Source organism: Bacillota bacterium (assembly GCA_013177945.1).
In the GTDB taxonomy this organism is placed as follows: Bacteria; Bacillota; DSM-12270; order Thermacetogeniales; family Thermacetogeniaceae; genus Ch130.
On the sequence record JABLXW010000011.1, the window covers coordinates 80,607 to 103,988 of the forward strand.

Here is a 23,382-nt window from a genome sequence, read left to right on the forward strand (position 1 = left end):
CTTGCGTTTGGGATCTGCTTTTACGAAGCACTACATCACAAATGCTCGGGCGAAAAACCCGGTTTACAGGTAAGTGAGTAATTTTGCAAGGAGGGTCCGAATAGGCGCCGATCAAGGACTACCCCTTAGCGGTTGCCGGCACCAAGTAGTCGGTATACGTGGCAAGATGATCTTCAAGTCAATCCCAATACGGGTACTCTAGATGGCTATTTTTATCCCTGCTATTTCAATCTGACTAGTCAGCAGGGCGTTTTGCATTATGGAGAATCATATGGTTGCGGGGCCAGCAAAGTAAGTCTTGGTGTTAACATGTTAACGTTAGTTGACCAACGGGGGATTTGGCCCCGAGACCAGACTTCTTTAGTATTCTTATGGAAGCATAATCGTGGGGGGAGGGGTTATGCCCTATGTCGACATGGAGAACGTCTTTAATTCTGCTAACCCTTGTTTGTATCCTTGCCGTTGCTGGTTTTTGCTTTTCGGTTGAGCCTTTGCAAGCAGCGATATCGGAGAGCCCGAGTGTTACTTACCCATCCAATGGTGCTTATGTAGAACCGGGCAGTGTTACCATCAGGTGGAATCCTGTGGCTGGCGCCTCCAGCTACGGGATTGGAGTGGTTGACGATACGATTGGCGTAAAGATTGTCAATGTTGATTTTGGGATTGCCGGTACAAGCTACACAATCTCGTCATCATTGATTAAAGCAGGTCACAGCTACCGTTACTCGGTGGGGGCCATTGCGGCCGATGGGACTCAGAAGTGGGTTGAGAATCTTACTTTCCGGGTGAAAAATCCGACACTTACGGCTCCGATAATAACTTATCCATCCAATGGTGCTTATGTAGAACCGGGCAGTGTCACGATTAGATGGACCGGTGTTAGCGGCGCAACAACATATTTGCTTGCCTTTAAGGATTTAACTTCCGGGATGAAGTACCTTGATGACCAGGATGTTGGGAACAGAACGAGCTATACTATTTCAACGGGTCTAATCATGCCAGGCCACAGCTATAAGATCGCACTTTGCGCCAAAAACGATGCTGAAGAAAAATGGACCGAATCCACGTTCAGCATCAAAGAAATAGCGGTAAAAAGCTTAACGCCTCCGGTGATTTACAGCCCGCGCAATGGTGAGACCCTGGAGGACCCGGGAAGCGTAACGGTAAGGTGGAGTAGCGTAGACGGTGCCACGAAGTACCTGATCGCGGTTATGGACATTACGGATGGAGATAAGTTTGTGAATGACCAGGATATCGGCACCAGCACCAGCTACACCATACCTTCCTACCGCATTAAACCCGGACACAAGTACAAGATCGCCGTATGTGCCCGGAATGAGCGTGAGGAAAAGTGGACGGAGGCAACGTTCAGTATAAAGGCCAGTGAAGATACTACTCCGCCCAGAATAAGCGGGTTTTCCGGACGGTTGGAGGTCGAGCAGGGCCAGAGCGTGAGCCTGCCGGGCACCATCACTTCCAGTACCAACATCACCAAGGTAACCATTGGAGTTTGGGGTTACCAGGACAACTACGCTTCCAAGTACCCGAACAGCAAGACGTTTAGCATGAGCAGCTTCGTGATCAACACATCGTCCGGACTCTTTTCGCAGCCGGGCGAGTACGTGCTCACCGTCTGGGCTAGCTCAGTGGGCTGTCCAAATCCGGAGAGGGAACTGGGTCGGATGACGCTGGTTGTGAGGGAAACACGGCCGTCGGGGCCGCAAGCCCCACCGGTAATAATCAGCCCGACAAACGGGGGCACCTACGAAAAGGGCGACATCAGTATAAGGTGGAGCGCCGTCTCCGGTGCCACACACTACGTTGTAGCCGTCCTCGACGTGACCAGTGGTCAGAAGATCGTTAACGACGAGAACGTCGGCAGCCGGACTAGTTATACGTTGAGGGAATCACTGCTTACTGCAGGGCACCGGTACAAGATAGGTGTGGGCGCCGTCGGCAACGGAGTTGAAAAGTGGAACACTGATACTTACATCACCGTTCGAGATGTACCTGCCGTTGATACTACTCCGCCCAGAATAAGCGGGTTTTCCGGACGGTTGGAGGTCGAGCAGGGCCAGAGCGTGAGCCTGCCGGGCACCATCACTTCCAGTACCAACATCACCAAGGTAACCATTGGAGTTTGGGGTTACCAGGACAACTACGCTTCCAAGTACCCGAACAGCAAGACGTTTAGCATGAGCAGCTTCGTGATCAACACATCGTCCGGACTCTTTTCGCAGCCGGGCGAGTACGTGCTCACCGTCTGGGCTAGCTCAGTGGGCTGTCCAAATCCGGAGAGGGAACTGGGTCGGATGACGCTGGTCGTTCGTGAGCCCAAAGTTCTTCTGGCGAAGCCTGTGATCAAATACCCGGGGAACGGCGAAACGCTTAAGAAGGATAGCCTTACAGTACGCTGGGACAGCGTACCAGGGGCAGCCAGCTATGGGATCGGTGTATGGGATATCACCACGGATGAGAAGATTGTGGATATCGGAAACGGCTGGAAGCAGACCAGCTATACAATTCCTTCGGCAAAGCTGGAAGAGGGTCATTCCTACAAGATAGCGGTAGGGGCAATTTCCGCTGACGGCAAAACGGAAAACTGGAATGATGAAGGGATCAGGGTAACCATAGCGAAGCCGGAGGTGCCTGTGCTAACCGGTTTCCCCGCTGCTGATCAGGTAATTGCGGGCGACAAATACACATTCAAGGGTAGAATAACCTGTAAGAGCAAGCTGACTAAAGTGACAATAAATCTCCGCGGTCAGTCCGGTGATTTATGGTCGAGGCAGATCTCCACCGATACTTTTGACCTCAGCAGCGTCACTGTGGATACGTCACAGGGAATCCTGGCTTATCCGGGAACTTACATCATCAACGTTTGGGCCGCGACCGCGGACTGGCAGCCGACAGAGCCTTTGAAATCCATGACCTTAACCGTCAAGGCGCCTTCTCCACCGGCCCTGAAAGGCTTTCCAGCCAACCAGACACGCACCATTACATTAGGCGACACCTACAGCCTCGAAGGGTATCTGACCGCGGATTGTCCCATAACAAGAGTAAACGCTGTCGTTATTGGAGCAAACACCCTTTCTGGAATTAAGGAGATAGCGGAAGAGCTTCAGGGCAGCATCAAGACCTATAACCTTAACAGACTTAAGATCGATACAAAACTACCCGAATTCTCTGCAGCTAAAAGATACGAAATACGCCTATGGGCGAAAACTGAGCGCTTCCAAAACCCCGAAGTTCCGTTAGCTATCATGTGGCTGGAAGTCAAGCTTGGGGATGCTCCGCAGATAGAAAATCTCCCAAACAGTGTGGATGTACTCAAGGGAGAAACATATAGGATTCGGGGAAGAGTTGTTTCTCAATCCGATCTCACAAAAGTAACAGCTATTATGAAACCGAAGGATCATGCTGGCGCTCTCGGAACCTTTGCTCCCAAAATCTTCACGGAGGAAATAAAGGATAGCCAAAAGACATTTGACTTAAGCAAATTTGAAATTGATACCGGGTCATTGCTAAGCGGCGCCTATACGATAGACATCTATGCCAAGTCAATTGCCAACAATGTGGCTGAAGCGCCGCTCGGCACTATGGTGCTTAACGTAAAGAGTGTGCTTCCGCCGACGATAAAGGATTTTGAACAGTACAGAAGGATCACTGTTGGTGAAGAATATACCTTAAAGGGGATAATAACCTCTACATCCACTTTGACAAAAGTCACCGCCCAAATAGCGGGCGATGCTAGCAGCGTACAATCTCGTGACAACCTGAATACCAAGAACTATTCCTTAAACACCTTTACTTTTAAGCCTGATAAACCTGGTATTTACCTGGTAGAGGTCTGGGCTGCAACAAAATATCTTGGCAAACCTACGGAGCCTATCGGACAGATGATTCTTGATGTCAGGCCTAAAAACGAACTCCTAGGTCCTAATAACAACGTGAACGGTTACAAGGTTTTTGGTTTCCCGTTAAACAAGAGAATAGAGTTGTTCACGGGAGAAACTTACTGTTTCCAGGGAATGCTTTATTCCGATACGCCGTTGTATTTAGTCAACCTGAAGATTAGTGGTCCTCAAGGTAACGGCATTGACAATGATGCCTTCAGGCAGGATGTCAAAGGTAACGTTTTTGACTTCAGGAAGTACCAGTTCGCGGCCCTTGACAGGTTTGCCGTGCCGGGAGATTACAAAATCGATCTCTGGGCGAGTGCTGAAGGCAAGCAGCCGGAGATGCTTGGTAGCTGTACTATAACCGTTAAGTCCCCGACAAAATGGATCGACGGCCCCAGGTATCTTGATGAGCGAGACGAAGTCTATGTGTCGCTAGAGGTTGATGAAGGCATAAAGAAGAACGGTACGTACCCGATCATAGCCGTAAGGATATTCGAATTCAACGGGGATGAAGAGATCGGCTATTACACTTTGAATCAGGTGAAGGATAACCATTTTGAAAGGTATATACCGGCAACAGAATTGAGGCGGTCTTCGAGCCAGGCCAGGACTCTCAGGTTTAACATCATGGTTGATGGGTACGATCCCTGGTATGCGAAGGTCAACCCGAATCCCAAACATGTGAAGACTCTGACAGTGCCTGAAGCAAAGTGGCGCATCCCCGTAGGGGGCCAGCAATTTAAGGCCTCAGCAACCTCGGACTACCTGGTTGTAAATGTTCCGACTAACCACAAACTGCCCTCCAGTTACAAAGTATGCATGGGAGTAAGTGCGGACAACAAAACGTGGAAAGAGTACCCGATTCCGGCAAAAGGCAATACGTATTTCTCACATTCCTATCGTTTAGGCGATCTGGGTCTTCAAAGGGGAAGCAGCTATTATTTCCGTGCGACTATCTACGGCCCGAATAACGTCGTCATCGATCAAACGAAGCCTCAATCCGTACTGATTCCCACAAAACCCGTTGTTCAATCTCCGCAGCCAATGAACACAACGCCTCAAGGGCAGAAGTTGGATCCATCCCGAGTTGAAAGCTGGGTTAAGAAGGTAACCAAGGATATAGAAACCTTCAGGAGTTGGGGCATTCGCACCGAGTATCCCTCTATCAACAGGCTTTTGTCTAAGGGTAGTAACATCACACCAGAAGAATTTGATGTCTTGATGAGAGCAAGCTCTGCATACAGCTCGATTAAGACCATGTGGTACGAAAATGCGATGAGCTTTTCGGAAGAAGTTGGACAGAGTAGTGAAGAACTGATTAAATCGCTGGTCTTCGATCTAGTGGTCGTTAAGATGCTAAAGAAGATGAATACCGCTTTACCTAAGAGCGCTCAAGAAAGGATCAATGCTGTTGAGCGGGAGCTTGAGAACACCCTAAAGGAAATAGTTGGTAAGTTAGATGGATGGGGCGTGGTTATTGAGGGTGAGCGCGTATCTAAGGCTGTAGATAAGTTTATCTTGTTTATAGAAAAGAAAGTTGCATCAGGTCTATATAATCAGGCTGAAGAGGCAATAGAGAATTATCTCGCAGATGGGCATAGCATTATTGGTCGAGCAGTTTTTAATGCAAATGCAAGACCAACGTTTGAGGCAGTTCTTAAGGAAATTGACCAATATGTTGGCAAGTACAGCAATCCATCCTCGCATAAGGCACTGATTGACAGAGTTTCCGCTGAACAATCGCTGGATCGCTGGACCATTAAGGAAGCGAACGACTACTATGCTGCTAAGAAGGATGTCATATGGACTAGAGGCATTAAGGATATCTTTAAGACGACGAAGGATACGTTGGACCTTGGTGTTGTAGCTTCTCTTGCTGTAACCCCGGCTACGGCTGGTGCCTCTGGTGGCTTAGCAGGTATTCTTGAAGCTCTAAGTCTTGGCTGTAAAGCTGGATCATACTTCAGTAATGCTATCTCAGGAGGAAAAGGATTTGTTGCTCTGCGCGAAACCCTAAAAAGCCTTCGTGAGGTTCCCGGTATTGTTTTCGCTGATGAGAAAGGTATGCAGCACTAAAGAAGAAAGTTCAAGATATAAACACGGCTATCCCTGTTTGGATAAACGAGGGAAGATTACCTTAAGAATGGGACTGAAAACGGAGTAAGGAGTCCGCAAGACCCAGAGTGAGGATTCGGGAGTGTTTCCTGATTGTAATTTGGGAGATTCCACGGTTTCCTACAGTGGAATCTCCCGCTTACTGCCGTTTAGCCAATTTGTCCAGAATCGTGAAAGGCCACTTATAAGGTGGGTCTTCTATGTTCCTACACTAACCCTTAGAATCACAGGTTGACAAGACTGGAGGTTGTCATTATGAGGAAACTATTGGTAAAGATATTGCTATATTGGTTATTATTGGTTATTGCACTTGTCGGTTGTTCATCGAATTCAACTCAAAGCAACCTTTTGCCAAAAAGTACACTCGACTCGGCAGAGCTAAATAGACTGCAAGACTCTCAAGATCAGCCAAGTAATAGACTCTATAACAGCGATGAGGTTGTTCGCCAGTATTACGTATGCTTGAAAAACTATGACTACCAAAAACTAACGGAGCTGGTATGGGACGAATCAGTGAGTGTCGTTTTTGGCGAATCACCTAATGACTTTGTCGGGAGGTTACAGGCCGAACATAAGGACCATGGTTACGAACTAATTTCGTTCGAAATAACGAAGTCACAGGACTTTAAATCTAAGACCTGCGACATTACGTCAAAACTCTATACTGTTTACTGCGAGTACTATATGGATGGGGAGCTAAAGAAAGAAACCAAAAATCAACTCGTCATCCTAACTGACCAAGGCTGGAAAATAAGTATTAATGGGTACTTAGGGTTTACTAATCTCGATTTTCGCGAGAATAGAGTCAAACCTGATCAGTTCGGTATAAAGGTTTGCCCAGAGTGTTTATTACATTTTGTTAATAAAACTGAAATGCTGCTTTCTATAAAAAAGGATAGGAAACGTTATCCGTATCTTGAGGTTACGACTTCAATTGTAGAGGCCAAACCTACGGTTTTAATTGTGGAATCTGATGGAAATGTTTACAAAGCGACTTTACCGAAATCTATAGTGGCTTCACATTCTGGACCCAAGAACCCAAGATTTAATGTGAAATTAAGCGACAGCGAAGAGGTTGGGATACCAGCAACAATTAAACTGCAAGGCCTTACAATAGGAGCTGCAACTGAATATGAATGGGGGGAGTCATGGGATTACGTTATCTGCGAAAATGGACAGTTCCTCAACGAGCAAAAACCGATGATGACAGGAAAGTTCTATTACGACTACGAGAAAGGGGTAATTCCTCTCTAAGGCACTCTCTCTTCAATATAAGAAATAACCCAAATCCTGAGTTCGAAATTCCTGGTATTGATTATTGCTTTTCGATCTCAGTAGGCAGAAGACAGTCGATAATTTTGGAGTTTAGGAGGTTAATCTGTTCTGATTGGTTCAGTTTTCAACTACGGTTTAAGGAGGGGTTAGCTTGAAAAAAAACGTTGTTAAGTTACTTACTTTAGTTGTGTTATTCGGAGTGTTGACCATGATCACGGGTTGCGATGGAGGAAACAGCAAGTTCATGGGTAATTGGGTTCAAGTGGACGACCCATCAGCATGGATGAAAATTTATAAGAACGGGGAAGCGATTATAGTGGATTGCGGTGATGGTAAGTTCCCGGCGACATTCAAGGATGGTTTGTTGCATATTAGTATGGGCTTTGGAGAGGTAACTGCATTTTATGATGAAAAGTCTGACGAAATGGTTCTTACTGGTTTTGGCAAGTCCTACCGGTTTAAACGCAAATAAAATTAACAATCAACGGATGTTCCTTTCAATTTGATTCGATGGAAAATGTTGAAGTGCCTCCCACATTGTATGTTGTGGGAGGTTTTTTGTTATGGTTAGCCATCGGGCCACCCAACAGCATAAATATTTATCTGATGATTTATCTGATGGCAGCAGAAAATGCCGTTAACCTTCAGGTTAGCGGATGTTCTTAACAGCCATATTTGACGCCCGTAATTACGGGATTTTGGTGTCAATACCCGGTTTTCTTGAAACAAGAAGGATTTTTTTCGGCTGTGCAGAATACTTCCGGTATGCAAATTGTCAGGAAATTAGCACCATTACAAAAGAGCACCCCTCTCCTGCTCGCAGCCATCCAGTTTGTCTTGCTGTTGGCGGCGTTCCTGGTTTTTGTTTCTAACACTCCTGCAGTCAGCGAAAGCATCTTGAAGCAGAAGATCGTTTTTGGCTGCCTTGCGCTAAGCATAGTACTGAGCTTATTGGTGGGCCGGAGGCTGATAGCTGTTTCTCGTCGAGAAGCGGATCTGGCCCTCAAGGAGGCCATGGCGGAACACAAACAGAAGATTGTCCAGACGATGGACTTTCAAAACAGGGACTTCCTTGAACACGTAGAGCGGATCTCAGACTTATTGGATAGCGGGCAGATCAGCGAACTGAGAGATTACCTGGAATGTGTTTCCAATAAAGTCACCCGTCTTAACGACATCATCCAGGTCGACAACCCCATCATCGGCGCTCTTCTTAAAAGCAAGCTGGCCGAAGCTGATATTCGCGGAATCCGACTGGATATCGAAATCGATGTTTCCCTGGCCAGGCTGGGCCAGGATTCACCTGCCCTGGCCAGGATCATGGGCAACCTCATCGACAACGCTTTTGACGCCGTTCTTTCCGGGGAGGAGTACCAGAAAACTGTTTCTGCCAGGCTCTTCCGGACCGGACCCTTGCTGCAGTTGGAGGTCTGCAACAGGGGGCCTGTTATCCCCGAAGAAGAATTAGGACTGATTTTTGAGGCGGGGTATACCCGAAAGGGAGAAGGGCACAGCGGTTTGGGGCTCCACATAGTTAAGACTTTGACTGAAGAATTGTCAGGCGTAGTCAGGGTCTCATCAGATGAGACGAATGGAACCAGATTCACGGTAATGATCCCTGTAAAGCATTAAGGCGGCCAATCATAAAATGGGTTTCCGGGAAGTTTGGAGGGCACAACGGGATGTCCACCACCTGTTTCAGAGTTGTCGTTGCCGATGACGATGAACCCGTCTGCAATCTGGTCAAAAGCTACCTGAGTTCGTTTGAGGAAGTAGAAGTAGTAGGAATTGCCTTAAATGGTGAAGAGCTTCTGACGCTCGCCAGGGAAAAGAAACCTGATGCCCTGTTCGTAGATATACAAATGCCCGGCCTGGATGGGCTGTCGGTGGTTTATGCTTTGCAGCAGGAATTTCCAAACCTGTTCGTAGTTTTTATAAGTGCCTACCCCAGGTATGCCGTTGAGGCCTTTAATCTCGATGCCACCGACTTTATCATGAAACCTGTCACCCGCGACAGGCTGGCTAAAGCGTTAGCAAAGCTGAAGCGGTTCAGCCATTTCGCCGCTGCACACCGCGGAATCAACAACTCCGTCACAAGAGATGGCAGTCAAGAACGGCTGCTGCTTAAGCTGGGTCACGGGGCAATCCTGATAAACAAAAGCACCATCTTTTTCATTGAAAAGCAGGGCAAGAAGTCCATCATTCACACCACGCGGGGCCGGTACGAAACACCTCATTCCCTGGCCGACCTGGAGAAATCCCTGTCGGAACCTGAATTTTTCCGCTGCCACAAAAGCTTTATCATTAACACCCGGATGGTCGAGCGAATAACACCATACGCGGACAGGAGCTACGAGGTTAGTTTTTACAGCTACTCCGAGAAGGTCACAATGCGCCGGGAGAAGTTTGAGGAGTTCTGCAGCCTGCTGAACAAACTTGGCAAGTAATAATGGAGAGGGCCGTCCCTAATCTGGTTCTAAGCTGCGGCGCTCAAGCGATTGCTCCTGCAAAGAGGAGTCAGATCAGATGCCAATCTCTATATAGATGCACCATAGATGCACCGTTACAGTTGGCCTTGAGTAATAGAGAATCACGTAAATGCGAGAAGCGCGCAGGTGGTATTTGATTTGGCGGATCCAGGTTTCATCGATGTATTGGTAAGGTTCTTTACTGTGTTATTGAGCACTGCGGTTTTGTTGCCCTTTACCCTGATGCTGGTGGGGTACGATATTTGGGGGAACAGAAGAATAACTTTTTTGCTGGTTATGCTGGAATCCGCCCTCTGGACTTTTACCTTCTATTTGCCTCAGGCGCTACGCGCCGTCTTAAACGAGTTGATTTTGTTCGCCGGTTTTAAGTGGGGGTTAGGATTCCGTACCGCCCGTTCCTTTGCGGCTCTTATCGTTTTTCACATCGTAGTGACACTTCCGGCAGACTTAATAGCCTGGATTGTCTTTCTATATGCCTTTCACATTTCGCCGGCGGAATTCTATACCTCGCATACCTTACAACTCCTTTATCCCTGGACCTTTGTTCCGGTTTATGTCCTGCTGATTTATATTGGGTACCGGAGGGGCTGGTGTATTTTTCGGGAAGTCAGTCATTTTAAACTAAAAGCCGGCTTACTGGCCATCCCCTTTGTTCAGTTATTGCTTCTTTACATAGTTGTTGCGGAAGATATGGGAAACCCGCATTTTCGGATGGATGCTGCAAGTCCGGTAGCCATTGCCTACATCCTTGTTGCTTTAGCTGTAGCGGTAAGCCTGTATTCTCTTTGGAGAACATTTCAATATGCTGGCCGGGAAGCATTCATTCAGGCCCAAGAAAAGGCAGCCCTTGAGATGGAGGACCGCGTTAATGCGATCCGGGCGCAGCGCCACGACTTCATCAACCATATCCAGATCCTCTTGGCCCTTCTCCAGGAAAACCGCATCCCGGAGATGAGAGATTATCTAAAAAGCTTCCGGTTCGAAACAGAGGCACCGCCCAACTGAGGTGGCCGATCACAGCTGCTCTTTAAATATCCATGCAATTCTTTTGTCAAACCAGGAGAGTTTCTATGTCGTTAAATAAGGGGAACAATAAAGGGGACAAAAATCTTCGGGCAAGGCACACAGCAAGTGCGCAAGAAGGCTTTGGCCGCCTGGACGGCAGGACGTGGCTCCGTTATTCCATCAGCATTTGGGACGATCTGGCAAAAACCCCTCAGGAGCGGCGGCTCGGCCACCCCGCGAGCTTCCCCCTCGCCTTGACGGACCGCCTGATCCAGATCTTCTATCAAAAAGGCCGGGGCTATGTGCTGGACCCCTTTTTGGGGAGCGGGAGCACGGTCTGCTCCGCCTACCGCTTCGGAATTCCCTCAGTAGGATTTGAGCTTGCCCCCGAATTTTTGGCGATAGCACGCCGGAGGCTGGCGGAAATCCCGGGGCCGGCGTCTGCCTACCCCAGGCTGATTCAGGCCGATGCCCGGCGCCTCCTGCAGTATCTGGAGCCTGCCAGCGCCGGCCTCTGCCTCACCTCCCCCCCTTACTGGAATATTCTGGAGCAGCGCCGCTCGGCGGACGGAAAGGCGCCCAGGAACTACGGCAGCCATCCCGGGGATTTGGGCAGGATCGCGGACTATGGGGAATTTCTTGAGGCCCTGGGGGAGGTGTTCGGCCAGGTCCTGGAGTGCCTCCTGCCGGGGGCCTACTGCCTTGTTGTGGTCATGGACCTGAGAAAGGGAGCAAAATTTTATCCCTTCCACATGGATTTCGCCCTCCTGATGAACAGGATCGGCTTTGTGCTGGACGACCTTGTGATCTGGGACAGGCGGCGGGAGTACAACAACCTGCGCCCTCTGGGCTACCCCCGCGTTTTTCGCATCAACAAGATCCACGAGTTCATCCTGATCTTTCAGAAGCCGGCTCCGCCGCAAGACCGGCAGCGCCCTTGAAAGATGTCCGGCTGGAGGTGGAAATGGAGCAGATTTTTGGAGACGAAAGAGGAAAATGGGAAGCTTTGTTGAAAAATAAATCCACGGTTTGTTTCAACTTGGGGATCACGCCAGGTTCTGCTGCGAGAATTTTTCAAGCAAAGAGGTTGCTCCTATGGCACTGGTCGGAAGCTGGCTGTTTCAAGAGAAATGGTTCCTGGCAGCTGTTTTTGCCCTCCTTGGGATTCTGCCTCTGGTTTTGCTCGGGGCAAGCCTGCACCTCCTCCTGGCGGGGCGGCAGTACCGGCGCCTGATGCGGGGCGTCCGGGGCGACAACCTGGAGGAGCTTCTGCGGGAGGTATTGAAAAGGCATCAGGCTGCGGAGAAACGCCTTGCAGAGATCGAGGCTGTCTGCCGCCGCCTTGAGGGGGTTGCCGCCTCTGCCCTCCAGAGGGTGGGTTTTGTTCGGTTCAATGCCTTTGCGGAGGCCGGAAATGAGTTAAGCTTTGCGCTGGCGCTGCTCAACCAGCCGGGGGACGGAGTGGTTTTGTGCTGCCTGGTTGGCCGCGAGGAGTGCCGCCTTTATGCAAAGCCTGTCGTTGGGGGCGCCTCTCCGTACCCCCTCAGTCAGGAGGAGCGGGAGGCGATCCGGAGGGCGCTGGGCGCGGTCCCACCTTCGACACCGTAGGATAGGGGAGGGGCAGTCATGCCCGGAAACCGGTTTTTGCGCGGGAAGCTCGATTTTACCCGCCCCTTTACCCTGCTGATCGTTCCGCCGCGGGGAGCAGAAGTAAGAAGCGCCCGGATTCCTCTCTGGCTGGTGGTCCTGGGCGGCTTTGTGCTGTCCTTTCTGGCAGCATCCCTTGTTTTTGCCTGCTTCTGGTATTGCCGGGCGCAGGCCGACCGCGCCGAACTGGCCAGGCTGCGCAGGGTTAACGTTGTGCAGAGGGAAAAGCTGACCTCCCTCCAGCAGGAGGCCGTGCAGGTGCGCGCCCGGCTCCAGGAGGTGAAGGAGCTTGAGCAAAGGGTGCGGGCGAAGATGGGCCTCCAGGGCGCAAGCAGCCTCCCGGCCCGGAGCGGCTCCGGCCGGGGCGGGGCCGGCCGCGCGGCGCACCTTTCCCTTCTTGACTCCCTTTTCGGGCCGCCCGAACCCGTTCCGGACCAGATTGCGCAGGATTTCGCGGAGGCCGCCCAAGAGGCGGAGGAAGCTCTGCGCGTCCTGGAGCGCCTGGAGCGGGATCTGGACGCCCACTTTAAATACCTTGCCGCCCTCCCGGACCACTGGCCGGTGCGGGGGGAGATTACCTCGACCTTCGGGCCGCGCCGCTCTCCCTTTGGGGGGAGGCGCTCTGAATTCCACGACGGCATAGATCTGGCCGCCCCCTGGGGCGCTCCTGTTGCGGCGGCGGGGGATGGGGTGGTCGTTTTCACCGGTTACCGCCCTGGCTACGGAAGGACCGTTGTCATTTCCCACGGGTATGGGTACCGCACTTCCTATTCCCATGTGAGCAGGTATCTGGTGGAGACCGGGGCGCGGGTTAAAAAAGGGGAGGCAATTGCCCTGGTCGGGAGTTCGGGGCGGAGCACGGGCCCCCATCTCCATTTTATGGTGGAGAAGGACGGGGCCCTGATCGACCCCCTGCGCCTGCTCCGGAAATAGTCTGCAGGAGGCCGGAGGAAGGCAGGGCGCGGGAAAAATGAATTAAGCAGAAGAAGGGGGTCCGGGGTTGTGTTCTGGCGCAGGAGGGAAAACCTCAGCGTAAATGAAAAGGTGGATACCCTTTTGGGAAAAAACACCTCTTTTGAGGGAACTGTTGAGGCCGAAGGCACCCTCCGGGTAGACGGCCTGTTTAAGGGTACCCTGAAGGCGAGCGGAGACATTATCGTGGGAGAAGGGGCAAAGGTGGAGGCAGAGCTCAAGGCCCGCCATGTTCTGATTGCCGGGGAGGTGCGCGGCCGGGTGGAAGCCGCGGGAAAGCTGGAGCTCACAGCGACCGGGAGGCTTTACGGGGAGCTGCAGGCAGCCAGGCTGGCGGTGGAGGAGGGGGCGGTTTTTCAGGGAACCTGTGAAACCGTTGAGGATGCCCTGGCCTCCCAGGCAGGCCCGGTTTTGAAGCAGCCAGAACTCCAGCCTCCTTCGGGAACGTGATTCGGGGGCGTGGGATGCATGGTCCGGCAGGATTTTTTATGTGTGGTCAATCCTGCGGCAGGACGCGGCCGGACGGCGCGCCTGTGGCCCGAAATCGCCCGCCTCATGCGGCGCGCCGGGTTGCGCTACAGGGTGGCTTTCACCGAGGCCCCCGGGCACGGAACGGAGCTGGCGCGGGAGGCGGTCCGGCGCGCAACGAAGATGGTTGTCGCCGTCGGCGGGGACGGCACGGTTAACGAAGTCGTGAACGGGCTTGCGGCCTCGGGGGCCACACTCGCCCTGATCCCTACCGGAAGCGGAAACGATCTCTGCCGCGCCCTGGGGATCGGCGAGGATCCTTTGACCGCCGCCCTGACCCTCTGCTCCGGACGGCACCGCCTCCTGGATCTGGGGATGGTGGGGAACCGCTACTTTTTAAACATCTGCGGCATCGGCTTTGACGCCGAGGTTGCCCACGCCGTAAACAACGGGCTGCGCTGGCTGGGCGGCGCCCCGGCTTATCTCGCCGGGATTGTCCGGGCCCTCCTCCGCTTCAAGCCGGTTCCGCTCCACCTCACCCTGGATGGAGTCGAGCTCCAGGCGAAGGGGCTGCTGGTAGCCGTGGCCAACGGGCCCTACTACGGCGCGGGGATCAAAATTGCCCCGAAGGCCTCCCTTGATGACGGATTTTTCGAAGTCTGCCTCATCGGGGAGTTGGGGAAGATCGAGCTGCTGCGAACCCTTCCCCTTGCTTTCCGGGGGGAGCACGAAAATCACCCCTGCGTGCAGTTCTTCCGCGCCCGCGAGGTGACCGTTTCCTGCCCGACGCGCAGCCTTTACATCCAGGGCGACGGGGAGCTGCTCGGCGAAACTCCTGCCTCTTTCCGCCTTTTCGAGCGGGCGCTCAAGGTGCTGGTGCCCGGCGAAAGCCGTCCGCTTGAGAATCCGCGCCGGAGCAGGAGGAGAAATAGGGCGGGCCGCCCGGGGCAATAATATACTTTAACTGGAAACCGGGGTGCAAAGGCCGACTTTGGGGTGGTGTTAAATTGATTTTTTCCGACCGCAAGGACGCAGGGAGAAGGCTTGCCGAAAAGCTCCTCAAATTCAGGGGCGAGAACCTGCTGGTGCTGGGGATACCCCGGGGGGGCGTGATCGTCGCGGCTGAGGTGGCGGAGGCCCTGGACGCTCCGCTGGATGTGATTATTCCCCGCAAAATCGGGGCCCCCTTCAACCAGGAGCTTGCTGTGGGGGCCGTCGCGCCTGATGGCACGGTGCTCTATGATGAGACGATGATGCGCTACCTGGGCCTTGACGAGAGCCTGTTGAAGAGGCAGATTTCCCGGGAGCTGGAGGAAATCAGGCGGCGCCTCAAGCTTTACCGGGGGGAGCAGGAGCCTCTGGATCTGGAGGGGCGGACGGCGATCTTGGTTGATGACGGGATTGCAACCGGTTTCACCGTCCAGGCAGCCCTGCGCTCCCTCCGCCGGCAGAAGCCGGCCCGGCTCGTCCTGGCCGTGCCCGTCGCCCCCTGGGAGGCGGTTGTTCGCCTCAAGCCCGAAGTGGATGAACTCATTTTTCTTTTGAACCCGGAGGTTTTCTACGCAGTGGGCCAGTTTTACAAAGATTTCCGCCAGACGACAGATGAGGAGGTAATTGCCGCCCTTGCGCATAATCGCGCCCGGCACGAGAAAAAATAAGAAAGTCATTCATTCCGGTTGAGCGAGGAGGAAAAATTGATGCCTGTGGTTGCAGTTGAGGACGGGCTGACCAACGTACGGCAGGCCCTGGCAGAGGCCGGTTTCGAGGTCACGGGAATGGGGCCCGAGGAGATCAGGCGCGCCCAGGCCGTCGTGATCAGCGGGCTGGACACCGATGTGCTGCAGCGCCAGGATCTCCAAACCGGGGCGCCGGTGATCGATGCCGGGGGGCGGAGCGCCGAAGAGATCGTGGAGGACGTCAGGCAGCGCTTATCTTTCACCTTTTCGCCGCGTTCCCAAGAATCAGGGCGCGGGTGATGCAGTCTGCCATCTTCATGACGAGGCCAAGGCGGGTGTTCTGAAGGACCAGGTATTCGAGAAAACCTCCGATGTTGACCACCCCCGAGATGAAGATCTCTCCCACCGGGGGGAGCTCCTTGTGGACTCCGGTTCCGGGCTGCAAGGAGCCCTTGCCGAGGGTGATCGTTCCGACGTTCTGCAGCTGGCCGAGGCAGGCGTCGACGGCGATGATCAGGGGGTGGGTAAACGTTCTTTCGATGAGCGCCAGCTTTTCGTTCAGGTTGACGGCGTGGACGGGCTCCTCAAGGGTTCCGAAGACGGGAAGGAGGCCGGGCGCCAGTTCTGTCAGCTTCGTCCCTACAAGGGGCCCCAGGCTGTCCCCCGTCGAGCGGTCGGTCCCGATGGCGAGCACAACCGGGTGGCGGGTGCGGGCCGGGTTCAGCTCCCGGAGCAGCTTTTCCAGAAAGGCGGCCAGATTTTGGGCTGCGCCCCGCTCGTGGACGTTTACCCGGATCTCCTGGCGCGGCCGGAGATTGGGCAGAGTTCTGATAGTCTCTCTGGAAAACATCTTTCTGCCTCCTCAAAACCTCGTCCTTTAAAGTAATATGGGAAAAAGCAAATTTTTATGCGCAAAAAAGCTCCCCCCTCCGCATATTTTTTTGGGGAGGAACAGGAGGGGGAGCGGGTGGCGCGGGGAGAGAGGCGGGTCGTCTGGGAAATTGCAGCCACCTTTATCGGAGCGGTGGTGGGAGCGGGCTTTGCCTCAGGGCAGGAGTTGAGCCAGTTTTTTCTGGGTTACGGAGCGGCAGGGCAGAAGGGGATTATGCTGGCGGGGCTTCTGTTCGCCTGCTGGGCGGCGGGGATCCTGGAATTGAGCGCCCGCAGGGCGCTTGCCTCTTATCCTGAGTATCTCGCCTTTCTGCTGGGGCGCGCCGGAGCCCTTTGTTTTGACGGCGTGGTCACCCTTTTTCTCTTCAGTGCCGGTTCCATCATGCTTGCAGCAGGAAATGCCCTTTTTACAGAGCATCTGGGGGCGCCTGCGGGGGCGGGGGGCCTGCTGACGGGGCTGGCCGTCCTGGCCGTGCTCTGGGGAGGGCTGGAATCCCTGATCGCCTTCAATCTTTTTCTCGTCCCCCTGAAATTCCTGATCTGTGCAGCCCTCTACCTCTTCACTTTGAAGGCGGGGTTCTGCCCGGCGGAACAGGGGAGGATTGCCCCTCTTGTTCCGCACTGGATGGGGGCGGGGTTTCTTTATGTCGGCTTCAACATGCTGGGGGCAACGGTGGTCCTCGTTCCCCTCGGCCGGCGGGGAAAGGGAAGGCTGCGCCTGGCTGGGGCCGCCCTGGGCGGGTTCGGGCTCGCCCTTTTTGCCCTCATACTCTTCCGCATCCTCCTCACCTTCCGGGAACTGGCCCTCAGGGAAGTCCCCCTCCTCTTTGTCGCCGCCATGGTCCACCCGGGCCTGAAGTACGCCTATTTTCTGGTGCTCTGGGCCTCCCTGCTCAGCACCGCTGTCGTCAACTTTTACGGGGTGGCGACGCGCCTGGCGCGCCTCGTCCCCTGCCGGCCCTACCGGGCCTCCCTGCTCGTGGTGCTTGCCGCAGGCCTGCTTTTCGCCCGCTGCCGTTTCTCGTTTCTTGTCCGGACTGTTTACCCCCTTTTCGGGGGCCTTGGGCTGGTTCTCCTCGCCCCGCTGATTTTCCGTTTGCTCTCCAGATCCCGGTGAAGGGCAGCTTCGGGTTAGGCTCGAATAATGACGAAAAAAGGATTTTCTGCCGGGTTGGTTGAATAAAATATTCTGGTGAGGGATCACGGTTTGGAGTGTTCGGGATGGGAAATTTTCCGGCAAAAAAGCTCCTCTGGCCTCTTCTTTTTTGGGGCTTCGTCCTGGGAGGGCTCTGGCTTGCGGGCTGCCGGCCGGGAACGCCGGGCAGGGTGCGCCAGGCTTCCCTCCGGGAGCAGGAATATCTGCTCCCCTCCCCTGTCGAGCAGGTGAGCATTTATTACCTGACGCGCGATGAGCGCTATTTCGTTCCGGTTACCTTGAAGATTGGCCCGACCCGGGGGGCGCCGCGGGTGGCGGTGGAAAAGCTCCTTGCCGGAGCTCCGCAGGAGTCTCTGGCCTCGCCCTTTCCGCCTGACGTCAAACTGCTCTCCCTGAAGGTGGAGAAGGGGGCGGCAACCCTCGACCTGACAGGGGAAGTAATGAAAATTAAGAGCCGGGAGGCGGCCCGCCGCGCCTTTGAGGCCCTGGTTTTGACCCTGACCGAGTTCCGGGAAGTGAAAGCTGTAAAAGTTCTGGTCAACGGAAACCGGCTCCCGGAGCTGGCAGGGTACCGCCTGGGCGGACCCCTCACCCGCCCCGCCCTGTTGAACCCCCTCGCACCCCGGGAGGCGGGACGCCCGGCAACCATTTATTATGCAGACAGCTGGGGGCTCCACCTGATTCCCGTCACCCTGTTTCTGCCGGATTTCCTGCCGGACCGGAGCGCCTTCCTTGCCCGGGTGGTGAGGAGGCTGGTGGCGGGGCCTCCGGCCGGCTCCGGCCTCACGCCCCCCATTGCGCCGGGGACGCGGGTGCTCCGGGTGGAAGAGGAAAACGGGATCGTCACGGTGGATCTCAGCAGCGAGGCGCTTGCCTACGGAGGCGGAAGCACGGCAGAGCTGGCCTTCGTCAACGCCCTTGTCTTCACCCTGACAGAATTCCCGGGGGTGGAGGGGGTCCAGCTTCTGTTTGAGGGGGAGAAGCGGCTCTTTCTCCCAGAAGGCACGGAGGTGGCCCGCCCCCTGCGCAGGCCGCCTCAACTCAATCCGGTTGTCCTTTAGCGGCAGGCTGGTTGGAAAGGGGATTTGCCGTGGAAAAGGAAAGGCTGCTGCGCCGGCTCCCGCCTGTCCACGAACTGGTGAGGGCATGCTCCGGGAAGGACCTCCCCCCTCGCCTTCTCGCCGGGGCGGCGCGGGAGGTGCTGGCGTCCTGGCGCCAGATCGTTCTCGAAAAAGGGGAAGCCCCGCCCGGCTTCGCGGATCTGGTGGAAGCCGTGAGGGCGCGGGCGCGGGAGAAATTCCGTCCAAGCTTGCGCCCGGTGATCAACGCCACAGGCGTCGTCCTCCACACAAACCTGGGCCGGGCGCCCCTGAGCGCGGCGGCTCTCGCCGCGGTGATGCGGGTTGCGCGGGGCTACTGCAACCTGGAGCTGGACCTGGATACGGGGCGCCGGGGTTCGCGCTATACCCACGCGGAGAAGCTTTTGACCGCCTTGACCGGGGCGGAGGCCGCTCTTGTTGTGAACAACAACGCCGCCGCCGTCCTCCTTGCCCTCCACACCCTGGCGCGGGGGAGGGAGGTCGTTGTGGCGCGGGGGGAACTGATCGAAATCGGCGGCTCCTTCCGGATCCCCGAGGTCCTGGCCCAGAGCGGGGCGCGCCTGAGGGAGGTTGGGACAACCAACAGGACCTACCCCCGGGATTACGAGAAGGCAATCGGGCCGGAAACCGCCCTCCTCCTCAAGGTTCACCCCAGCAATTACAGGGTTTTGGGGTTCACCCGCGAGGTGACGCGCGCCGAACTGGTGGACCTCGGCCGGAAATACCAGATCCCCGTTCTGGAGGACCTGGGGAGCGGTGTTCTGATTGACCTCCAGCAGTACGGGGTGGCGCCCGAGCCCCCCGTTCAGGCAAGCCTGGCGGCCGGCGTGGATGTTGTTACCTTCAGCGGGGACAAGCTGCTGGGCGGCCCCCAGGCGGGAATTATCGTGGGGCGCGCCCGGCTGCTCCGGGAGATGAAGGAAAATCCCCTCCTGCGCGCCCTGCGCGTTGACAAGCTCACCCTGGCGGCCCTCGAAGCCACCCTGCAGGCATACCTGAAGGGGGAGGCGGAGCGCACTCTTCCCGTGCTCCAGAGGCTCCTGATTTCCCCGGACCGGCTCGCGGCGCGGGCGGCCTCTTTGAAGGAAAGGCTGACGGCGCGCCTGGGTGAGGCGTGCGAGGTGGAGCTCCGGCCCGGCTTCTCCCGGGTGGGAGGGGGAGCCCTCCCCCTGACGGAGCTGCCCACAACCCTGGTGGTCCTGCGCCCGAAACCGGTGAGCGCCACAACCCTGGCAGCCAGGCTCCGCCGCGGCGACCCGCCGGTTCTGGCCCGCCTCCAGGAGGCGGGGGTGCTGCTGGATCCCCGCACCCTGGCCGAAGAAGAGGAGGGGCTGCTTGTGGAGGCGGTCCTGGCCGCTCTGCAGGAGCCAGCCGGCCCCGGAGCTGCAGGGGAGACCTGATTACCAGTTCGCCTGGAAGAAGGGGAGAAAGGTGAAAGCCTCAATCATCGTGGGTACGGCCGGCCACGTGGATCACGGCAAAACCCAGCTGGTGAAGGCCCTGACGGGGGTGGATACAGACCGCCTGAAGGAGGAGAAGGAGCGGGGGATCTCCATCGAGCTGGGGTTTGCCCCTCTTTTCCTTCCCAGCGGGATTACCGCCGGCATCGTTGACGTGCCGGGGCACGAGCGGTTTGTGAAGAACATGCTGGCAGGAGCAGGGGGAATCGATCTTGTCCTCCTGGTGGTGGCAGCAGACGAGGGGGTGATGCCCCAGACGCGGGAGCACCTGGATATTTTAGAGCTCCTGCAGGTCCAGAAGGGGGTTGTGGTCCTCACCAAGGTCGATCTGGTGGAAGATGACTGGCTCCTGCTCGTAGAGGAAGAGGTGCGGGAGCTGCTGCGCGGCACCCGCCTGGAAGACGCCCCCATCGTTCCTGTTTCTGTAGTTACGGGGGAAGGCCTGGAGGAGCTGGTCCGGGTCCTGGACAGGATGGCCCAGGAAGCTACGCCCAAGCCCGCCGCGGGCCCCGCCCGGCTCCCCATCGACCGTGTATTTTCGGTTACCGGCTTCGGGACGGTGGTTACAGGGACCCTGTTCAGCGGGAGGATCCGCACGGGGGACGTGCTGCAGGTTTTGCCTTCGGGCCGCGAGGGGCGCGTGCGCTCCCTCCAGGTGCACGGCGCCAGGGTGGAGGAGGCCTGCGCCGGGCAGCGCACTGCCGTCAATCTCGTGGGCGTGGAAACCGGCGAGATCGCGCGGGGGGATGTGCTGGCAACCCCGGGCTCCTTTCCCGTCGTCAGGCGCTTGGCGGCCTCCCTGCACCTTCTCAAGCACGCGGCGCGCCCCTTGCAGCACTGGCAGCGCGTCCACTTTCACCTGGCCACCCGGGAGGTCCTGGGGCGGGTCAGGCTCCTGGACCGGGAGGAGCTCCGGCCCGGGGAGAGCGCCCTCGTGCAGCTGGAGCTGGAGGCGCCTGTGGTTGCCGCCGCCCACGACCGCTTCGTGATCAGGTCCTACTCTCCCGTGACCACCATCGGCGGGGGAGAGGTAATCGAGGTCGGGGGGAACCGCTGCCGGCGCTTCCGGCCCGAGGTGTTGGCGCGTCTTGAGCGCAAGCTTTCGGGAAGCCCTGCCGCCCGTGTTGCCGAGGAGCTGCGGGCGGGAAGGGGGGCGCTGACCCCGAAGGAGCTGGCGGCCCGGGCGGGCCTGAGCGAGGCCGAGGCGCGGGAGATCGCCGCGGCCCTGGCGGAGGCCGGGGAGGCGCAGGTCTTCGACTTCGGGAACGAGGTCTTCGTTGTTTCCAGCTCTCAAATGGAGAGGTGGCAGGAGGAGGTGACCGCGGCCCTCCGGGAGTACCACAGGCAGTTTCCCCTCCGCCCGGGCTTCCCAAAAGAAGAGCTCCGCTCCCGCCTTTTCAGCTCCCTTTCACCCCGCCTTTACCAGGCCCTGCTGGAGCGCTGGGTGGAGGGCGGGGCGCTCACCCTTGCAGGGCAGGCGCTTGCCCTGCCTGACTTCGCGGTCAGGCTGACCCCGGAGCAGGAAAGGCGGGTCAGGGCCGTTCTGGAAAAGGTCGGCTCCCAGCCCTTCTCCCCTCCTACCGGGGAGGAAATCCGGGCGCAGCTGGGAGCGGACGGAGATCTTCTCCAGTACTGCGTCCAGCAGGGCCACCTCGTGAAGGTTGGGGAAGATTTTTACTTTGCGCGGGAGGCGGTGAGGCGCGCCTGGGAGATCCTGGAGGAGCACCTGCGTTGCCACCGCGAGATTACCGTGGCGGAGGCGCGCGACCTTTTAGGGACCTCGCGGCGCTACTGCCTGCCGCTCCTGGAGCACTTCGACCGCGAAAAGAAGACCCGCCGCGTCGGGGATAAGAGGGTGCTGTTCGGTGCCGAAAAATAAGAGGGATTTTTGCCTTCCTGCCGAATAAAAGGTTGGAAAACAACGCGGGGGGGAGGTGGTCGGAAAAAGGGTGCAGGGTTAACAGGTGACGAAAGATCCGGAATTTAATTTTTGATGGGGAGGTTGTCTGAAATGATGGTTTTGGGGAGGAGAGCCAGGATTGCCGCCCTGGTTACCGCAGTGGTTTTTCTTTTCGGTGTTTTTGTTGCAGGATGCGCCAAACCTGCGAGCGGGCCGGCGGCGGAGAAGATCAAGATCGGGATCAACTACGAGCTCTCCGGGAATGTGGCGACTTACGGAACAAGCTGCAAAAACGGGGTAATGCTCGCCCTGGAAGAGATCAACAAAGCGGGAGGCGTGCTCGGGAAGCAGATTGAACCTGTCGTCCGGGACAACAAATCAGATGTCACGGAGTCCATGAATGTTGCCACCCAGCTTGCTTCGATGGGAGTCGTGGCCTTCATCGGCCCCGCCACCACCGGAGATGTGATGGCAGCAGAGCCGGTGGCGACCGGCAACAAGATCCCTCTTTTAACCACCTCGGCGACGGCGCCCAAGGTTACTTTCGATGAAGAGAAGAACAGGGTGCGGGACTTCATCTTCCGGATCTGCATCATCGACCCGGACCAGGCCCTTGTGATGGCCGACTACGCCTGGGATACCCTCAAGCTGAAGAAGGGCGCCATTATGATGGACACCGGGAACGACTACAGCAAGGGGCTTGCCCAGAATTTTAAAGAGTTCTTCACGGCCCGCGGCGGCGCGATCGTGGCCGAGGAAGGCTTTACCGATGCCGATACAGTTTTCAAGCCCCAGCTGACCCGGATCGCGGCGAAAAAGCCCGATTTCATCTATGTCCCTGCCTACTACAACCAGGTCGGTTTGATTGTGAAGCAGGCGCGGGAGCTCGGGATTACCGTTCCGTTCCTGGGGGCCGACGGCTGGGACTCCCCGGAGCTTGTGAGCCTTGCCGGAGCGCCCGCCCTGAACGGCACCTACTTCACCAACCACTATTCCTCGCAGGACCCCGATCCCAAGGTCCAGGCCTTCGTGAAGGCTTACAAGGAGAAGTACGGGGTGGAGCCTGACTCCTTTGCAGCCCTGGGCTACGACGCCGGGCGCCTGATGGTGGAGGCGATCAGGCAGGCGCAGAGCGCGGATCCGGTCAAGATCCAGCAGGCGCTGGCAGCCATCAGGGACTTTCCCGGCATCACCGGGAAGCTCTCCTTTGATGAAAGGCACAACCCCGTCAAAGAGGTTGCCATCATCAAGATGGTGGACGGGAAGCAGCAGCTTGCCGCCAAGCTGATACCCGAGAAGAAATAAATTGAGGGGGGAAGGGGCGAA

Annotated in this window: 19 protein-coding genes; 18 read left to right on the forward strand and 1 reads right to left on the reverse strand. The window is 56.2% G+C overall.

Going from position 1 to position 23,382, the window contains the following annotated elements; translation table 11 throughout:
• The first annotated feature begins 584 nt into the window (after positions 1-584).
• The 13 genes from HPY58_07075 to HPY58_07135 all read left to right on the forward strand — a co-directional run bounded on the left by HPY58_07075 (position 585) and on the right by HPY58_07135 (position 15,849).
• Positions 585-5,978: a fibronectin type III domain-containing protein gene (locus tag HPY58_07075; GenBank protein NPV29405.1), complete on the forward strand. Its 5,394-nt coding sequence runs from the start codon at positions 585-587 to the stop codon at positions 5,976-5,978.
• A gap of 336 nt (positions 5,979-6,314) precedes the next feature.
• Complete coding sequence (locus HPY58_07080) at positions 6,315-7,271, forward strand: hypothetical protein (GenBank protein ID NPV29406.1); 957 nt, start codon at positions 6,315-6,317, stop codon at positions 7,269-7,271.
• A 172-nt stretch (positions 7,272-7,443) separates the two neighbouring features.
• Positions 7,444-7,764 carry a hypothetical protein gene (locus HPY58_07085; protein NPV29407.1) on the forward strand — a complete coding sequence of 107 codons (321 nt, stop codon included), beginning with the start codon at positions 7,444-7,446 and terminating at the stop codon, positions 7,762-7,764.
• 293 nt (positions 7,765-8,057) lie between these two features.
• On the forward strand, positions 8,058-8,924 hold the full coding sequence (locus HPY58_07090) for a GHKL domain-containing protein (GenBank protein ID NPV29408.1): 867 nt from the start codon (positions 8,058-8,060) through the stop codon (positions 8,922-8,924).
• A gap of 50 nt (positions 8,925-8,974) precedes the next feature.
• Positions 8,975-9,739: a response regulator transcription factor gene (locus HPY58_07095; protein NPV29409.1), complete on the forward strand. Its 765-nt coding sequence runs from the start codon at positions 8,975-8,977 to the stop codon at positions 9,737-9,739.
• Positions 9,740-9,919: 180 nt separating this feature from the next.
• Positions 9,920-10,786: a hypothetical protein gene (locus HPY58_07100; GenBank protein ID NPV29410.1), complete on the forward strand. Its 867-nt coding sequence runs from the start codon at positions 9,920-9,922 to the stop codon at positions 10,784-10,786.
• A gap of 65 nt (positions 10,787-10,851) precedes the next feature.
• A complete protein-coding gene (locus tag HPY58_07105) occupies positions 10,852-11,727 on the forward strand; it encodes a DNA methyltransferase (GenBank protein ID NPV29411.1) in 876 nt (291 codons plus the stop codon).
• Positions 11,728-11,881: 154 nt separating this feature from the next.
• Positions 11,882-12,394 (forward strand): DUF4446 family protein, encoded by a 513-nt coding sequence (locus HPY58_07110; GenBank protein NPV29412.1) that lies wholly within the window; start codon positions 11,882-11,884, stop codon positions 12,392-12,394.
• 351 nt (positions 12,395-12,745) lie between these two features.
• Positions 12,746-13,366 (forward strand): M23 family metallopeptidase, encoded by a 621-nt coding sequence (locus tag HPY58_07115; protein ID NPV29413.1) that lies wholly within the window; start codon positions 12,746-12,748, stop codon positions 13,364-13,366.
• Positions 13,367-13,435: 69 nt separating this feature from the next.
• The gene (locus HPY58_07120) at positions 13,436-13,855 is read left to right on the forward strand and encodes a polymer-forming cytoskeletal protein (protein NPV29414.1); all 420 of its coding nucleotides are present in this window, start codon (positions 13,436-13,438) and stop codon (positions 13,853-13,855) included.
• 18 nt (positions 13,856-13,873) lie between these two features.
• Complete coding sequence (locus HPY58_07125; GenBank protein ID NPV29415.1) at positions 13,874-14,827, forward strand: diacylglycerol kinase family lipid kinase; 954 nt, start codon at positions 13,874-13,876, stop codon at positions 14,825-14,827.
• Positions 14,828-14,880: 53 nt separating this feature from the next.
• Positions 14,881-15,531 carry a phosphoribosyltransferase gene (locus tag HPY58_07130; GenBank protein ID NPV29416.1) on the forward strand — a complete coding sequence of 217 codons (651 nt, stop codon included), beginning with the start codon at positions 14,881-14,883 and terminating at the stop codon, positions 15,529-15,531.
• Positions 15,532-15,570: 39 nt separating this feature from the next.
• Positions 15,571-15,849, forward strand: coding sequence for a YkuS family protein (locus HPY58_07135; GenBank protein ID NPV29417.1), 279 nt, complete (start codon positions 15,571-15,573; stop codon positions 15,847-15,849).
• On the opposite strand, the gene yyaC is transcribed toward HPY58_07135, so the two are convergent.
• Positions 15,809-16,399 carry a spore protease YyaC gene (gene yyaC / locus HPY58_07140; GenBank protein NPV29418.1) on the reverse strand — a complete coding sequence of 197 codons (591 nt, stop codon included), beginning with the start codon at positions 16,397-16,399 and terminating at the stop codon, positions 15,809-15,811. The two genes, HPY58_07135 and yyaC, sit on opposite strands and share 41 nt — an antisense overlap.
• A 117-nt stretch (positions 16,400-16,516) precedes the next feature.
• On the opposite strand from yyaC, the gene HPY58_07145 reads away from it, so the two are divergent.
• The 5 genes from HPY58_07145 to HPY58_07165 all read left to right on the forward strand — a co-directional run bounded on the left by HPY58_07145 (position 16,517) and on the right by HPY58_07165 (position 23,361).
• The gene (locus HPY58_07145; GenBank protein ID NPV29419.1) at positions 16,517-17,557 is read left to right on the forward strand and encodes a hypothetical protein; all 1,041 of its coding nucleotides are present in this window, start codon (positions 16,517-16,519) and stop codon (positions 17,555-17,557) included.
• Between the two features lie 104 nt (positions 17,558-17,661).
• A complete protein-coding gene (locus tag HPY58_07150; GenBank protein NPV29420.1) occupies positions 17,662-18,657 on the forward strand; it encodes a GerMN domain-containing protein in 996 nt (331 codons plus the stop codon).
• 29 nt (positions 18,658-18,686) lie between these two features.
• Positions 18,687-20,096 carry an L-seryl-tRNA(Sec) selenium transferase gene (locus tag HPY58_07155; protein ID NPV29421.1) on the forward strand — a complete coding sequence of 470 codons (1,410 nt, stop codon included), beginning with the start codon at positions 18,687-18,689 and terminating at the stop codon, positions 20,094-20,096.
• A 31-nt stretch (positions 20,097-20,127) separates the two neighbouring features.
• Positions 20,128-22,035, forward strand: a complete 1,908-nt coding sequence (gene selB, locus HPY58_07160; protein NPV29422.1) for a selenocysteine-specific translation elongation factor — start codon at positions 20,128-20,130, stop codon at positions 22,033-22,035.
• A gap of 132 nt (positions 22,036-22,167) precedes the next feature.
• Positions 22,168-23,361 (forward strand): ABC transporter substrate-binding protein, encoded by a 1,194-nt coding sequence (locus HPY58_07165; protein NPV29423.1) that lies wholly within the window; start codon positions 22,168-22,170, stop codon positions 23,359-23,361.
• Positions 23,362-23,382 lie beyond the last annotated feature (21 nt).

Bases quoted from the DNA above. Each gene is read 5' to 3' on its own strand.
- HPY58_07090 (NPV29408.1), top strand. From the start codon at position 8,058: ATGCAAATTGTCAGGAAATTAGCACCATTACAAAAGAGCACCCCTCTC.
- HPY58_07095 (NPV29409.1), top strand. From the start codon at position 8,975: ATGTCCACCACCTGTTTCAGAGTTGTCGTTGCCGATGACGATGAACCC.
- HPY58_07105 (NPV29411.1), top strand. From the start codon at position 10,852: ATGTCGTTAAATAAGGGGAACAATAAAGGGGACAAAAATCTTCGGGCA.
- HPY58_07110 (NPV29412.1), top strand. From the start codon at position 11,882: ATGGCACTGGTCGGAAGCTGGCTGTTTCAAGAGAAATGGTTCCTGGCA.
- HPY58_07115 (NPV29413.1), top strand. From the start codon at position 12,746: ATGGGCCTCCAGGGCGCAAGCAGCCTCCCGGCCCGGAGCGGCTCCGGC.
- HPY58_07125 (NPV29415.1), top strand. From the start codon at position 13,874: ATGGTCCGGCAGGATTTTTTATGTGTGGTCAATCCTGCGGCAGGACGC.
- HPY58_07135 (NPV29417.1), top strand. From the start codon at position 15,571: ATGCCTGTGGTTGCAGTTGAGGACGGGCTGACCAACGTACGGCAGGCC.
- yyaC (NPV29418.1), bottom strand. From the start codon at position 16,399: ATGTTTTCCAGAGAGACTATCAGAACTCTGCCCAATCTCCGGCCGCGC.
- HPY58_07150 (NPV29420.1), top strand. From the start codon at position 17,662: ATGGGAAATTTTCCGGCAAAAAAGCTCCTCTGGCCTCTTCTTTTTTGG.
- HPY58_07165 (NPV29423.1), top strand. From the start codon at position 22,168: ATGATGGTTTTGGGGAGGAGAGCCAGGATTGCCGCCCTGGTTACCGCA.